Below are 15,079 nucleotides of genomic sequence, written 5' to 3'. Positions count from 1 at the left end.
CTTCTAAATTTAAGGTAATATTTAATTGAGCCATAATAATCTTCCTTTCAATGTTTGTCTGTCAACTACATTGTACCAAAGAGATTATTATGGTTTTTTACTTTTACACAATTATATGGGCTTTATCTCGGTTTGTCTCAAGTTCGGTCAACTCAAGCCAAATGGAGTCGCCGTTTGTCTCGAATTCGGTCAACTCAAGCCAAATGAGAATGCGGTTTGTCCTGAGTTAGCTCAACTTAAGCCAAATGGAGTTGCGGTTTGCCCTGAGTTAGCTCAACTCAAGCCAAATGAGAATGCGGTTTGTCTCAAGTTCAGTCAACTCAAGCCAAGTGGACTTGTGGTTTGTCCTAAGTTCTTTCAACTCAAGCCAAATGGAGTTGTGGTTTGTCTTGAGTTCGGCCAACTCAAGCCAAATGGAGTTGCGGTTTGTCCTAAGTTCGGTCAACTCAAGCCAAATGAGATTGCGGTTTGTCCTGAGTTAGCTCAACTCAAGCCAAATGAGATTGCGGTTTGTCTCGAGTTCGGCCAACTCAAGCCAAATGGAGTTGCGGTTTGTCCTAAGTTCAGTCAACTCAAGCCAAATGGAGTTGCGGTTTGTCCTAAGTTCAGTCAACTCAAGCCAAATGGAGTTGCGGTTTGTCCTAAGTTAGCACAACTCAAGCCAAATGGATTTCGGTTTGTCCTGAGTTAGCTCAACTCAAGCCAAATGGAGTTGCGGTTTGTCCTAAGTTCGGTCAACTCAAGCCAAATGGAGTTGTGGTTTGACTAGAGTTCCCACCGCATCTTAAATTTTAGTATAATGGTATAACAATCAGTTAGAATTACAGGAGGTATTTTGATGAATGAAATTAAATGTCCCCACTGCGGGACACTATTTACGATTGACGAAGCGGGGTATGCAGATATTTTAGCCCAAGTTCGAACAAAAGAATTTAATGAAGAGATTCATGAAAAACTCGAGCAGATCAACGCCCAACATAAGAGTAATTTAGCTCTAATTGAGGAAAAGACGAAGAATTCCTTTGACAAGCAAATTACAGAAAAAGATAAAGTTATCGCTGATTTGGAGAATAAAACCGCTTCGCTAGAAAAAGACAAAGAACTCGAACTACAAAAAGCTTTAGCGGCAAAAGACAGAGAATTGACTGAGTTGAATGCGCGAATTCAAGCGATTGAAAATGAGAAGAAACTTGAATTGTCAGAAAGCAATGCAGCTAAAGAAAAAGCGCTGATGGAGTTAGAGTCTAAGATGACGCTTCAGGAAAAGGAACGGGAATTAGAGTTAAACTCAGTTAAGGAAAAATACGAAACAGAAATGAAGTTAAAAGACGAGACAATTGCATTTTATAAAGATTTTAAGGCGAAGCAATCGACTAAAATGGTTGGTGAAACTTTAGAACAGCATTGTGAAATTGAGTTTAACCGCCTTCGAATGACAGCTTTCAAAAACGCAGAGTTTGGTAAGGATAACGATATTAAATCCGGAAGTAAGGGCGACTACATTTATCGTGAGAACGATGAGCACGGCAATGAAATTATCTCAATTATGTTTGAGATGAAAAATGAAGGCGATGAAACGGCAACGAAGAAAAAGAATGAGCATTTTTTTAAGCAACTAGATAAAAACCGAAATGACAAAAAATGTGAATATGCGATTCTTGTCTCAATGTTAGAATCTGATAATGAACTCTATAATAATGGAATTGTTGATGTATCGTATGAATATGAGAAGATGTATGTGATTCGTCCACAATTTTTTATCCCGATTATTACACTCCTTCGAAACGCAGCGATGAATTCGCTAGAGTACAAGCAAGAAGTAGCTTTGATGCGTGAACAAAATATCGATATAACAAATTTTGAAGAGGATCTCGATACATTCAAGTCGGCATTCGCTAGAAATTATGATCTGGCAAGTCGAAAGTTCAAAACAGCGATTGATGAAATTGATAAGACGATTACGCATCTGCAAAAAACAAAAGATGCCTTAGTCTCTTCCGAAAACAACTTGCGATTAGCCAATAACAAAGCGGATGACTTAACGGTTAAGAAATTAGTTCGAAAGAACCCAACAATGAAAGCGAAATTTGATGCATTAAATTAAAAAAAGAAGCACTTGGAATCTATCCAGGCGCTTCTCTTTTTTTAAATTTTAATTCCATGTAAAAATAAATCGACAATACTTTCTATCGAGACGAATTGATAACGTTGCATGTCTGGGCTGATGTAAGGGGCAATCACTATAAAATAATGCGAAGCGATTTCCTCAGCAGTATGGTCCGGACGTAGCTTCGTCAAATTTTCCTTAAACAAATCTACAAAAGGTTGTTTGTAGCCATTTAAGAAGATAGTGTACAATTTGGTCTTACTCTCATCAGATAAATCAGATTCCATATCTTTCATCATTGTATAGATATCGACGGGATCGTTATCTTGGAGGTAGCGGGTCATACGGTTGAGACGCTCTTGTAATGATAAATGACTGTTATGGGCAATATAATTCAGTTGAATATTCACTTCATCTCCGAGTTGTTCTAGGACGGAAATGTATAAAGTCTCTTTATTTCGAAAATGATGATAGAGATTCGGCTGGGTAATCCCTACTTCTTTTGCGATGTGACGCGTTGAAGTTGCCTTGTAACCGTCGGTCATAAATTTTTTACGGGCAGTATCTATAATCATTTGTCTCGTTGAAATCTCTTTAGAGGTCAATATACTCGCTCCTTCCTTCTTTAATATTATACATCGAATTGTTGAATTTACTAGGTGAATACCAAAAAATATCTTGCATATGAAAAAATTGACTGATATACTTATCGCGTGATAAGTTAAATATAAAATTAGAGGTGAAGATATGTTTTTAGCTTGGAAAGAAATTAAATACGCCAAGACGCGTTTTTCATTAATCGTCGGTGTATTAGTATTAGTGAGTTATTTAGTTTATTTTTTAACTGGCTTAGCCTTCGGTTTGGCTCAAGATAACCGAACAAGTGTGGATAAATGGGAAGCACAAGCAATTGTATTGGCAGACGAAGCCAATTCAAATATTAATATGTCAATGATGCCACAAGGTTTAATCAATGATATTGAAGCTGACGAGATAGCCGTTCTAGGACAAACTGCAAGTGTTGTAAGTCGCGATAATCAGACTGAAGCTGAACAAGAAGAGAATAAAATTTCAGTGACATTCTTCGGAATTGATTCAGAGCAATTTATTGCACCAAATATCGTTGAAGGTGAGATGTTTCAAGAAGACTTTCAAGTTGTGGCAGATATTAGTATCCACGAAGAGTTTGGTATTGAAATTGGTGACGTTTTAAATCTAGCTGGACATGATGGACAAGTTGAAGTCGTTGGTTTTACCGACAACGCGAAATTCAATGTCGCTCCGGTACTATACACAACTGTTTCTACATACCAAGACGTGCGGTTCGAAGCAATCGATGATTCGGATGAAGGACGAGTGAGTGCATTTATTATTCGCGATGAGAACTTGGACAGTGTCGAGTTGGATAATGAAGACTTAGAGCTGTCAACAATCTCTGAATATATTGAAGAAATCCCTGGATACACAGCCCAAGTATTGACGTTTGGTTTAATGATTATTTTCTTAATTATTATTGCGGCTGTTGTGATTGGAATCTTCATGTATGTGTTAACTGTACAAAAATCAAGCATGTTTGGGGTGATGAAAGCCCAGGGTATTTCTACGAAGTACATTGCGACATCTGTTGTGAGCCAGACATTTATCTTATCAGTCATTGGTGTAGCCATTGGCTTGGTGCTTACAATGGGGACAGCGATGGTGTTACCGAGTACGGTGCCATTTGCCTTTAATATGTACTTTATCTTAATTATAACCGTATTAATTGTCTTGTTTGCCTTATTAGGCGCGTTCTTCTCAGTAAGAACGGTAGCCAAAATTGATCCGCTAGAAGCGATTGGATAGGAGGGATTCGATGAAGAAAGCAATTGAAGTAAAAAATGTGTCCAAAACATTCGATGATGGACGTAAAGAGATTACAGCCTTAAAAGATACGAACTTTTCGGTTGAAGAGGGAGAATTTGTTGCGATTATCGGACCAAGTGGTTCAGGTAAGAGTACATTTCTAACGATTATTGGAGGCCTTCAAGCGCCTAGTAAAGGGGAAGTCTTGATTAACGGCAACAAGTTCAGTGAAGAGAACGATAAGAAACGAACGAAGCTACGCTTTAAAGAAATCGGCTTTATCCTACAAGCATCTAACTTAATACCTTTCCTAACAGTTGAGGATCAGTTGCGTCTTGTGAATAAAATCGAAAAAAAGGCATTCGAAAAAGATCGAGTGGATTCCTTATTAGAACAATTAGATATTACGGACTTACGGGATAAATATCCGAGCGACCTTTCAGGTGGAGAACGCCAACGTGTAGCGATTGCGCGTGCCTTGTTCCATGATCCGTCAGTGATTTTAGCCGATGAGCCAACAGCTAGTTTGGACTCGAGTCGTGCGTTTGAAGTGGTTGAAATATTGGCCAAACAAACAAAGGAACAGAAAAAAGCAACGATTATGGTAACTCACGATGAGCGACTCATCAAGTATTGTGATAAAGTGTATTACATGGAAGACGGCGAGTTGCGCTTAGATACAGATAATAACAAATAGATTTAATGAAAAGAAAGAGAGCATTTTGTGCCATCTTTCTTTTTGTTTTTAGTATGATAAACCAAAAGATAAAGGAGGGCCTTATGAATAATAATGTAAGAATCGGTTATGCATGTTTAAATCCTGATATTAGCCAAGGTTTCAAGACATGCCGTTTTGATAATTTAACAAATGACAAATGGATTGAATTGATTGAGTGGAATCTGGCGATATTGGAAGAGATGATTACTTATACAGTGGATCACGGAATCGGTTTACTACGTCTATCGAGTGATCTCATTCCTTTTGCGACGAAGCCTAAAGAGGGTGTGGACCTGGATTGGAAAGAGTATTTTGAATCAACGTTCAATCGTATTAAAGACAAAATACAATCAACTCAGTTACGTATATCAATGCATCCAGGGCAATATACGGTCTTGAATTCCATGGATATGAATGTGGTCCAACGAGCGATTGACGACTTGGAGTACCATTCGGAATTGTTAGAACTACTTGGAGGCAATCAGACGAACAAAATCATTATCCATATTGGTGGGGTGTATGGTGATAAAGAAGCCGCAATGGCACGCTTTATTGACCAAGCCAATCAGTTATCTAAACGCGTGCGCGGGCACTTAGTCATTGAAAACGATGAGCGTTTATATAGTATTCATGATGTTCTTTCTATTAGTGAGCAGACCGGATTACCCGTTATTTTTGATAATTTGCATCATGAAGTGCGTCTTCCACTTGATGACACTCCATTGAGTGACTATATTCAAGCTTCCGGTCGAACTTGGCAGCCAGCTGATGGTCGTCAAAAAATTCATTACAGTCAACAAGCGCCTGGAAAAAAAGCCGGTGCCCATTCCGAGACGATTGCGATTCGACCCTTTATTGGATTTTTAGAGCAGCTTCCTCCTGATCAGCCGATCGATATTATGTTAGAAGTCAAAGATAAGAATCGGTCTGCAGAAAAGATACAAATCTACTTGGATCAAGATATCGTTGCTGCTGAGAAGTTATGGGCCAAGCGGAAGTATGCTGTGTTGGCGAAGTCGGCGAGCATTTATCAAAAGATACGTAACGTATTAAAAAATAAGGAAGATACAGACTTTATCTTATTTATTGAGCTTCTTGAACAAGCAGAGAGTGTGCCGGAAGATAAGGGTGCAGAAGTGAATGCCGCTCAACATATTTGGGGTTATTTTAGAAAACAAGCCACCAATAAAGAGGAAGCGAATTATCAAAAAATCCTCGCGCAATATCAAGCTGGAGACATAACAGTTCGTCAGTTACGTCAGTTCTTTAAGCGGTTGTTGAAGAAATATCCGAATGATTATTTGGAGAAGAATTTGTATTTTAATGAATAAAAAATGTGGAATTAAGAGAGGGGAGATATTATGTTAGTAATGAATCCAACGAAAAAAACATTACCTTTGTTTTCGCACATTGAGAAAGTAGACAATGAAAAAAGTGCCAAACATTTCTCAAAAATAAATCCATTTTATTCTTGGCATGCTAATTACGTTACAGTAAATCGTAAAAAGGTTTTGTTTTTAGTCAATGATTTAACCTTTTTACCGGTCGTTTTAGCGGATATCAATGCGACGGAGAAGAAACAATTAGATGCCCATATTGAAGATGGCATTCAACTGGCTTTTCAAATGCTTGGTATTCCAAAAGGAAAAATCCGCCGTTATTTTGAAAATGCTCGAAGTATTAAAGTAAACAAAAATCATAACCGAACGATTTCAAGTATTGTGAATAACTATATTTATTTACTAGAGTATTTTCCTTTAGATTGGGAGCGAGTTCCTCAAGTTAGAATAATGGCGGCTTTGAATGACCATATCTTCTCGTCGAATGATTACAAACCAGCAGACGAAACAACTCGCATGGCTTTTGAAAATCACTTAGATATTTTAGACAATGAGTTTAAAGAAGAAGAGACGGAATTCGTTGATACGTCGTTTAAGGCTAATACTAATGAAGCGATCGCTGCTTTTGGCATTTATTTAAAAGAAGAGCTAGAGCTGAGTGACAAAGTTGTAAAACGGCATAACGATAATGCAAATCTATATGTGCAAGAATTACTAGTATATCGAAGTTATCAACCTGACTTAAACGAACTTGACTTTTTAACTCTATTCTTGAGTGGTTATATCGTTGATAAAGGGATTGTTCAGTCGCAAACAGGCGTGCAACAGATGGGGACTTCGTTGAAGAAATATTACCGATTTTTAGCTGACGCGCATAAAATAACTGCTTCTCAACATAAAGAAATTAAAGATGTCATTGGCGAAAGTGTCGAAGCGGGTAAGAGTTTGTTCATTTATACTTCATTCGATATTGATTATTAATAACGCAAACACACACCCGTGAAATGATTCATGGGTGTGTTTGACGTTTAAAAGTAATCTTTTTTCTTTAAGAAGATAGCCATTGAAGCAGTTGAGATAACAACCAAAATGAGGACTCCAAGTGTTCCGTAATCAGAATTTTCTCCTGGTAAGCCTCCGGCGTTAATTCCCCAAAACTCGGAAATTAAACTGGCTGAAGCGAGAACAAGTGAGAGCGAGTTTAAGAATTTCATTAATTTATTTAAGTTGTCGCTGACAAGATCTGAAAATAAACTGCTGACACTATCTAATAAGTCACGGTAAACGTGGACAAGCTTTATGACTTGACGATTATACCATTTTAAATCATACTCGAGTGCTGAGTTGTCAAGTTTGTTAGTGAATGTTTCAGTTGCTAATAACTCTGATACCGTCTCATCCAAGGTTTCAATCGTGTGTTCTAAAATAACGAGATTCCGTTCTGTATCAGCTACTTTTCGAAGGACATCTCCACTCGTAGAATTTTTGGCTTTGTTATTTAAATCATCGATGGCTGCTTTTTGCTGTTGCAATTCATCGTGTAAATTAGAATACATCAAAATCCCCGCATAGACTAAGATACTTGCAATGCTATCAAATTTGTCCATGTACTGATGTAATAAATTTCGGTCGAATGTCGAACCTTCCTTTAAAAAAAGGAGGAGTGTATTATCTTGCAAAATAAAGGTCAGTGTTTCGAGTCGGTCTTCGACAGGTACATCATTGTTGCGACTCGTGACGTTGGATAAAACAACAATGAGTGAATTGTCCGCATCTTGTTGAGGGATTTCTTCAAACCTTGGCGCGACGGAAGAAACATCATCGAGAGCAAATACATCATTAGGTAAGTTGAATTGATTGACATAGTCCTGTTCATCTTGATGAGAGTCGGAATGGAAGATGAGAAATTTTGCTTGCTCACTATCATCTAATTTAAATGTTTGCACCATTTTAATGCCCCTTTCTTGTTTAGTTCGATTTTAAACCTTAAAGTAAGTTGTAGCAACAAAAGCGTTTATTAGTATTAAATATATAGAAATATTAATGTAAAATGTTTTATGTGAAATATTGTCTTAATAGGTAAACTAGAGGTTTCTATAAAAATGTTTTCTTTTCTGAGTGCAATTATTTTACATACGGGAAGCGTTTTTATATAATAGGTTTAAGACAGATGAGATGTTTCAAAAGTCATTCCTGAGGAGGATTTTATTATGAAAAAATCATTACGTCAAATGTTGTTAGTTGGTTTAAGTGCTTCGTTATTAGTAAGTGTTGCACCTCTTGCCTATGCTGAGGATGTAAGTAGCGAAGAAGAAACAAGTGAAGTCGTTGAGACAACTGAAGAAGAAACATCTGAAGTTGCTGAAGAGTCTGCTATGGAAGAAGAAGCAGCAGATGTTGAAGCAAGTGATGTACAAATGGGTCTTGAAGAAGCTGTAACGATGTTAGAGGCAGAGTATCCAGACGCAGAGATTGAAGAAATTGATGTAGCATACGACCGTGACGAGCAACGTTACGATATTACGGTAAATGCATTCAATGCTGAAGAAGATATTGAATTAGAAGTTGTATGGCAAGACGGTGAAGTTACAGAAAGTGGCTTTAACGAAGGTTTATTCGGCTTCTTAGATGGTGACGATGCTGCTGATGAAGCAACAAACGAATCAGCTGCCGATGATATGATGGACGGCGATGTGGCTGATGAAGCGGATATCGTTGAAAATGAAGGCGAAGCTGAATTATCAGACGACTCTGTTGTCGAATCAGCTCCTGCCGATGAATCAGTTACAGATGACGCTGAAATGGATGATGCTGCAACTCAAGAAGCAACACCATCAGAAGAAGAACGTCCAACATTAGATATGGATAGTGTCATTACAATTGATGAAGCGACTGAATTAGCTTTAGCAGAAGTTGAAAATGGCGAAGCTGTAAGTTGGAACTTAAATGCTGATACATCTGAATTCTGGGACTTCTTACAATCTGAAGAAGAGCAAGAAGATGGTCCAATTTGGACAGTTGAAGTTGAAGAAGCAGATGCTATGATGAGTGAAGAAGTAACGATCGACGCTCTAGCAGGAACGGTTATCGACAGCCCAGCTCAAGAAGAATCAGAAGAGTCTGCTGAAGATGCAGCTGATGAAGCAGAAACGACAGAAGAAACAACTGATGCTCCAGCTGAAGACGCTGCTGAGACAGAAGAATCAAGTGTAGAATAATAGTTTAAACTAAATAACCAGAGATAATGGGTTATAGTTATAAAATAGGTAAACGAGCCTGGATACTGAGGAGACTCAGTGTCCAGGCTCGTTTTTTTTATGAGAGTTGTAATTACCTGAACTCGCGCCAAACGGCCCTGCGATAGGTTTCAAGTTTGCCGAACTCACGCCGAACGGAGAGCGATAAGTCGCAAGTTGGTCTAACTCACGCCAAATGGGTATGCGATAAGTCGCAAGTTGGCCCAACTCACGCCAAATGGAGCGCGATAAGTCTCAAGTTGCCCTAACTCACGCCAAACGGCCCTGCGATAGGTCTCAAGATCCTTACCAACTCACACCAAAAACCCTTCAAGCTAGCATTGCTTCTGCTAGCTTGAAGGGCTTTTCATTATTAACTTACAAGGCATCGAGCCTGTTTAATAAATCTTTTTGTTCTGACCCATTTCCTACTGCGAGTGGTTTGAATTGGAGTTTGTAATTGCCACCTTGTGTGTTGATGACAGCTTTTTTAATCATCGTTCCTGATACTTTTACTGAATTGACTTGTGATAAGGGGATGGCGGTAACATCTTTTTCTTTGAGGCCAAGAGTCATTTCAACCAGCGTTAAGTTTTCTTCATCCAATATAACGACGTGATACTTCGGCAGACCGATGAATTTAGGCTCTTCGGCAAAACCAGCGGCAGCTGATGCGTTCGAGTACTTTTCTTTGTATCCATTAATGTCGTCGATACTTAATCTTAGTTTCATATTTATCCCTCTTCTCTTGTTTAAAATTATAGAACAGGTCAGCTCGCAAGTCCAAAGATATGAAGTTTAAGAGCAAGGAATACTCAAACGATTGCATTAAGCAAATATATCGATAGTCTGTTGGAAGGCTATTAAAAGCAGTTGATTTTACTCTTTAAACTAATTTTTGTATGAATATATTGTAATAATGTTCATTATTCTATATAATTTAGTAAAACGTTTGCAGAAAACGATTTCAATACAAATAGGAGGCAGATGAATGGTTAGTCATCGAAATAAAAAGCTGTTGATGGAGAAGAGCGGTCAAAAGGTTCACAAGTTTGGACTGAAGAAATTAAAAGTTGGCGTTGTGTCGGTAGCTATGACGGCAGGTATTTTAGTCAGTCACAATACTTTACTACAAGTCAATGCGGAGGAGCTTGTTGTTGAAAGCACAGTCGAACTAGTTTCCGATGAGGCAGTCGAGGAAGGTATTGTAGAAGAGGACCCTTCTGAAGAAAGTCCGATTGAGGAAAGTACAGAAGAAATAGCTGAGTCTGAAGAATCGGTCGAAGAAACGTTGACTGAGGAATCTGAAACCGTTTCAACTTTAAGCGTTGCTACTTTACCAGAAATTGCGGAAGGTGACTTCCGTTTACATTTTGATGAATTACCTGAAGGTGACCCGAGCTCAATGGGGCTTTGGATGTGGGGAGATGTTGAAACACCGAGTGATCAATTAGGTGGTTGGCCGAACGGGGCGACAAATTTATCTGAGTTTCTTGAATCGGAATATGGCTATTACTTAGATGTTGCGGTAAAAGACAACGCGCAAATTATTAACTACTTAATCAATACAGTGACGGGTAACAATGTGACTGAAGACCAAGCGGTTCAAATAGCTCATTCGGATATGAACCAAGTTTGGATTAATGAAGAGTATGAACAACATCTGTACGAACCTTTAGAAAATGAAAATCAAATCCGAATTAACTATGAACGCGAAGATGATAATTATGAAGGCTGGGGCTTATGGGTCTGGGGCGAAGTTGATGAAGACAGTGAGAACATTGGTAGCTGGCCAGATGACGCGCTGGATTTTATTAATGAAGGACCGTTCGGTCGCTATGTTGATGTCCATCTATCTAATGGTTTAGATAGCAGTATTCAATTTTTATTAGTAAACAAATTAACCGGCGAACAATCTGGAGACATGACTTTCTCAGACCGCGCTGAAGATAGTCAAGTATTCTTACGCGATTTGGATCCGACTGTTCACACATCGCCTTATACAGCAGGTGAAGAACGTCTAACTGATGCGGAAATGGTTGCGAAAGATCAAATTATTGTTTCATTGTCATCAGTTAGCACGCTTGTCGAGAGCGATTTAACAGGTTTGTTTACTCTAACTGATAGAAATGGTAATGACATTTCTTTTGATGATATTACGATTGATGAAACAACCGGTCAAGTCATTATTTCCGGTGATTTTGATGGACTGTCTGGTCAATACACAGTGTCATACGGTGACAATTCTACGGCTGTGCGTTCTTCATGGCGCTTAATGGATGATCTTTATGCATATGAAGGTGATTTAGGCTCTGAGTTGCATGAAGACGGTTCAGTAGAAATGAACTTATGGGCACCAACGGCTGAGGCGATTCGCGTTGTCTTATACGATAAAGAGAATCAAGATGAAGTGGTTGGAAATTATGATATGACGCGGAATGAGACAGGCGTTTGGAATTTATTATTAAATGAAGACGAGACGGGCCTTGCGGACCACAAAGGTTACTTCTATCACTATGAAATTACCCGCGATGGTGAATCAGTGCTAGCACTCGATCCATATGCAAAATCTTTAGCGGCTTGGAATAATTTAGCACCAGGAGCACACGTGGCCAAAGCGGCGATTGTTGACCCAACAACGATTGGGCCAGAATTAGATTATGCTAACATCCCAGGATACACGAAACGAGAAGATGCGATTATATATGAAGTCCATGTGCGCGACTTTACATCTGACCCTAGTATTTCAGAGGAATTAACGAGTCAATTTGGAACCTTTAGTTCTTTTGTTGAGCGTTTAGATTATCTACAGGATTTAGGTGTGACGCATATTCAATTATTGCCAGTCATGAGCTATTTCTACGCGGATGAATTTAATAATGGCGAACGCGAATTAGAGTGGTCTGCTTCGGAAAATAATTATAACTGGGGTTATGACCCACAAAGTTACTTTGCTTTAACGGGGATGTATTCCGAAAATCCAGAGAATCCAGAACAACGCATAGCTGAGTTTAAAAACTTAGTCAATGAGATTCATAAGCGTGATATGGGTGTTATTTTAGATGTGGTCTTCAATCATACGGCGAGAACTTTCTTGTTTGAAGATTTGGAGCCAAATTATTATCACTTTATGGATAAAGACGGAACGCCACGTGAATCCTTTGGTGGTGGGCGTTTAGGAACAACTCATCATATGTCACGTCGGGTTTTAGTTGATTCGATAAAATATTGGGTCGATGAATTCAAAGTCGACGGTTTCCGCTTTGATATGATGGGTGACCATGACGCTGAAGCAGTTGAAATGGCTTACGACGAAGCGGCTAGATTGAATCCGAATATTCTCATGTTAGGAGAAGGTTGGATTACCTTTACAGGTGATGAGGACGACTCACGGCAACCCGCGGACCAATCTTGGATGAATCAAACAGACGGTGTGGCGGTATTCTCGGATGAAATCCGCAATATGCTGAAGTCTGGTTTTGGTAGTGAAGGGCAACCAAAATTCTTAACCGGAGGCGCGCAAGTTCTGGAAGACATGTTTAATAATATTATTGGGCTTCCTAGCAATGTGAATGCGGATGATCCAGGAGATATTATACAGTATATTGCGGCGCATGATAATTTAACATTGCATGATGTGATTGCTCAGTCGATTAAGAAAGATCCCGCAAAATACGCTCAAGAGATTCATCAACGAATTCGCTTAGGGAACTTAATGATTCTAACGTCACAAGGAACGCCGTTTATACATGCAGGTCAAGAGTTTGGTAGAACGAAACAATTCCGTCATGAAGACTATATAACGACAGTTGATGAGGCTCCTTACAAGACGACATATTTAGTGGATGAAGATGGGAATCCGTTTGAATATCCGTATTTTGTGCACGATTCTTATGACTCGACGGATATAGTTAATAAATTTGATTGGAATATGGCTTTAAATAATGAAATGTATCCAATCCATACTCAAACGCAAGCATATACCAAAGGATTAATTCACTTAAGACGTGATGTAGATGCATTCCGTTGGGGTACACAAGAAGAAGTCGAAGAAAATGTTCGCTTTATTAATACCCCTGAAATGGGTGACACGGACTTAGTTGTAGCTTATGAAGTCACAGATTCACAAGGGAACCGTTATGCAGTCTTCATTAACTCAGATGAATCAGACCGAGAGTTTACATTCCCTGAAGGCTTTGAAGTCATTGGAACTGGTGAAGTAATTGTCGACGCGCTTACTGCAGGGACAGAAGCAATTCGAAACCCAGAAGGTGTCTTGTTAAATGACGGCTCAATAACTTTATCACCGCTAACCGCAACGATTATTCGTTACGCTGCAGACGGTGGACCCGTCGAAGGTGGTGGTGATGGCGAAACTCCGGAAGTACCTGGGGAAAATGAAATACCAGAAACCCCGGGAAATCCAGAGAATCCGGAACCGCCTGAAACACCGACTGAACCTGATGAGGACCCAAGTGAATCAGACGGGAATGAAATACCAGAAGATGAAACAGAACAACCAGGCGAGTCTGATGATACTGATGAAGATTCTGAAGGGACAATAGACGAGGGAAGTTCTATTGACCTTGAAAATACTGACGTAGACCAAAGTAGTGTAGGCTTACTTCCAGCAACAGGTGAAGAAAAACAATACGCGATCTTCTCAGCTGCTGCTTTAGCTGTGTTATCTGGGGTAGGTTTAATTGCAAGTACACGAAAAAAGGAAGAAGTAGAGTAGAGAAGTAAAGAAAACTGGGTAAAATTCAACCTACGACCAATATTATTGTAGTTCGTCCTGAGTTGGTCGAACTCAAGCCAAATGGACTTGCGGTTTGTCCTGAGTTGGTCGAACTCAAGCCAAATGGAGATGCGGTTTGTCTTTAGTTGTGTGAACTCAAGCCAAATGGATGTGCGGTTTGTCCTGAGTTGGTCGAACTCAAGCCAAATGGACCTGCGGTTTGTCCTGAGTTGGTCGAACTCAAGCCAAATGGATGAACTGGTCCTATAGTCAAGGACTATTTGAGCCACATTTTGAGTGCAGCTACTCTTCAATTTCAATCGTTCTGATGTGCGGTAATGCAGGTGTTGAATAAATATCTGCTAAGGGATAGACATTGGTAGTACAAAACTGATAATATTGAATAGGGCTTAGCTTCGCTAAGTTCCATTGGTAACGCTCATTGTTGTAGTAATCCATATACTCTTCAATGAGCTTTTTTACGTCCTCATAATCTTCACACGAAGCGAGATCAATCTCGTCTTTCATATGTCCATAAAAAGATTCCTGAGGGGCATTGTCCCAACAATTCCCACGTCGGGACATCGATTGAATTAACCCATTATTCTCCACAAGGTACTGAAATTTCACACTGGTAAAGTGACTCCCTTGATCTGAATGAATCAGGGTTTGCGTCGCTAAACTCACCGGATGCTGGGCGATAAGTTGTCGTATCATCTTCAAAACAAACGCAATATGAAGCATCGGGCTGAGTTCATAAGATAGAATTTCGTTCGTAAAGGCATCTTTAACCGTCGCTAAATACGCCCACTTCTGCCTGCCATACGGCAAATAAGTAATATCCGTCAACAGCACGGAACGCGGTCCGTAAGCTCTAAACTCACGTTTAACATAGTTGGGTTTGACATGTTCAGCCTGATACTCCGCAGATACTTGGCGTTGAAAACGAGGCTTACGAATCGGACACACTTAATTGAATTTCTTCATCAATCGACGAATTTTACTGCGGCACATCGGGGTGCGATTGTGAGCTAAATGCATCAATATTTGTCGCTGTCCTTTGGGCTTTTGACGGTAATTAAATGCCTCTAGGATTAA

Annotated in this window: 12 protein-coding genes; 8 read left to right on the top strand and 4 right to left on the bottom strand. The window is 39.4% G+C overall.

Going from position 1 to position 15,079, the window contains the following annotated elements; all coding sequences use genetic code 11:
• Window positions 1-25 precede the first annotated feature (25 nt).
• Complete coding sequence (locus ACEN4N_RS09640) at window positions 26-691, top strand: hypothetical protein (protein WP_407094143.1); 666 nt, start codon at window positions 26-28, stop codon at window positions 689-691.
• A gap of 147 nt (window positions 692-838) precedes the next feature.
• Complete coding sequence (locus ACEN4N_RS09635; protein ID WP_197105002.1) at window positions 839-2,104, top strand: DUF2130 domain-containing protein; 1,266 nt, start codon at window positions 839-841, stop codon at window positions 2,102-2,104.
• Between the two features lie 41 nt (window positions 2,105-2,145).
• On the opposite strand, the gene ACEN4N_RS09630 is transcribed toward ACEN4N_RS09635, so the two are convergent.
• Entirely contained in the window at window positions 2,146-2,712 is a 567-nt protein-coding gene (locus tag ACEN4N_RS09630; RefSeq protein ID WP_138405168.1) for a TetR/AcrR family transcriptional regulator, read from the bottom strand.
• Window positions 2,713-2,854: 142 nt separating this feature from the next.
• On the opposite strand from ACEN4N_RS09630, the gene ACEN4N_RS09625 reads away from it, so the two are divergent.
• From ACEN4N_RS09625 to ACEN4N_RS09610, 4 genes are all read left to right on the top strand, one after another.
• Window positions 2,855-3,949 (top strand): ABC transporter permease, encoded by a 1,095-nt coding sequence (locus ACEN4N_RS09625; protein ID WP_407094142.1) that lies wholly within the window; start codon window positions 2,855-2,857, stop codon window positions 3,947-3,949.
• 10 nt (window positions 3,950-3,959) lie between these two features.
• On the top strand, window positions 3,960-4,646 hold the full coding sequence (locus tag ACEN4N_RS09620; protein WP_197105005.1) for an ABC transporter ATP-binding protein: 687 nt from the start codon (window positions 3,960-3,962) through the stop codon (window positions 4,644-4,646).
• 83 nt (window positions 4,647-4,729) lie between these two features.
• Entirely contained in the window at window positions 4,730-5,998 is a 1,269-nt protein-coding gene (uvsE, locus tag ACEN4N_RS09615; RefSeq protein ID WP_407094141.1) for a UV DNA damage repair endonuclease UvsE, read from the top strand.
• 30 nt (window positions 5,999-6,028) lie between these two features.
• Window positions 6,029-6,988, top strand: coding sequence for a DUF6933 domain-containing protein (locus tag ACEN4N_RS09610; RefSeq protein WP_407094140.1), 960 nt, complete (start codon window positions 6,029-6,031; stop codon window positions 6,986-6,988).
• Between the two features lie 47 nt (window positions 6,989-7,035).
• On the opposite strand, the gene ACEN4N_RS09605 is transcribed toward ACEN4N_RS09610, so the two are convergent.
• The gene (locus tag ACEN4N_RS09605) at window positions 7,036-7,956 is read right to left on the bottom strand and encodes a CorA family divalent cation transporter (RefSeq protein WP_407094139.1); all 921 of its coding nucleotides are present in this window, start codon (window positions 7,954-7,956) and stop codon (window positions 7,036-7,038) included.
• A gap of 261 nt (window positions 7,957-8,217) precedes the next feature.
• On the opposite strand from ACEN4N_RS09605, the gene ACEN4N_RS09600 reads away from it, so the two are divergent.
• Window positions 8,218-9,225 (top strand): hypothetical protein, encoded by a 1,008-nt coding sequence (locus ACEN4N_RS09600; protein ID WP_407090754.1) that lies wholly within the window; start codon window positions 8,218-8,220, stop codon window positions 9,223-9,225.
• Between the two features lie 396 nt (window positions 9,226-9,621).
• On the opposite strand, the gene ACEN4N_RS09595 is transcribed toward ACEN4N_RS09600, so the two are convergent.
• Window positions 9,622-9,975, bottom strand: a complete 354-nt coding sequence (locus tag ACEN4N_RS09595) for a hypothetical protein (protein WP_407090753.1) — start codon at window positions 9,973-9,975, stop codon at window positions 9,622-9,624.
• Window positions 9,976-10,234: 259 nt separating this feature from the next.
• Here ACEN4N_RS09595 and ACEN4N_RS09590 point away from each other — a divergent pair, with 259 nt between their 5' ends.
• Entirely contained in the window at window positions 10,235-13,981 is a 3,747-nt protein-coding gene (locus tag ACEN4N_RS09590) for a pullulanase (protein WP_407094138.1), read from the top strand.
• 303 nt (window positions 13,982-14,284) lie between these two features.
• Here the strand turns inward: ACEN4N_RS09590 and ACEN4N_RS09585 are convergent, their stop codons facing one another.
• Window positions 14,285-14,950, bottom strand: coding sequence for an IS3 family transposase (locus tag ACEN4N_RS09585; protein WP_407094137.1), 666 nt, complete (start codon window positions 14,948-14,950; stop codon window positions 14,285-14,287).
• Window positions 14,951-15,079: the final 129 nt, after the last annotated feature.

Source organism: Ruoffia sp. FAM 20857, assembly GCF_045528645.1.
In the GTDB taxonomy this organism is placed as follows: domain Bacteria; phylum Bacillota; class Bacilli; order Lactobacillales; family Aerococcaceae; genus Ruoffia; species Ruoffia halotolerans.
This window is presented reverse-complemented; position numbering and strand designations above follow the sequence as displayed.

What these genes read in the sequence shown, in the direction of transcription:
- ACEN4N_RS09625 (WP_407094142.1), top strand. Translation starts at nt 2,855, where the DNA reads ATGTTTTTAGCTTGGAAAGAAATTAAATACGCCAAGACGCGTTTTTCA.
- ACEN4N_RS09620 (WP_197105005.1), top strand. Translation starts at nt 3,960, where the DNA reads ATGAAGAAAGCAATTGAAGTAAAAAATGTGTCCAAAACATTCGATGAT.
- ACEN4N_RS09600 (WP_407090754.1), top strand. Translation starts at nt 8,218, where the DNA reads ATGAAAAAATCATTACGTCAAATGTTGTTAGTTGGTTTAAGTGCTTCG.
- ACEN4N_RS09595 (WP_407090753.1), bottom strand. Translation starts at nt 9,975, where the DNA reads ATGAAACTAAGATTAAGTATCGACGACATTAATGGATACAAAGAAAAG.
- ACEN4N_RS09605 (WP_407094139.1), bottom strand. Translation starts at nt 7,956, where the DNA reads ATGGTGCAAACATTTAAATTAGATGATAGTGAGCAAGCAAAATTTCTC.
- ACEN4N_RS09610 (WP_407094140.1), top strand. Translation starts at nt 6,029, where the DNA reads ATGTTAGTAATGAATCCAACGAAAAAAACATTACCTTTGTTTTCGCAC.
- uvsE (WP_407094141.1), top strand. Translation starts at nt 4,730, where the DNA reads ATGAATAATAATGTAAGAATCGGTTATGCATGTTTAAATCCTGATATT.
- ACEN4N_RS09590 (WP_407094138.1), top strand. Translation starts at nt 10,235, where the DNA reads ATGGTTAGTCATCGAAATAAAAAGCTGTTGATGGAGAAGAGCGGTCAA.
- ACEN4N_RS09635 (WP_197105002.1), top strand. Translation starts at nt 839, where the DNA reads ATGAATGAAATTAAATGTCCCCACTGCGGGACACTATTTACGATTGAC.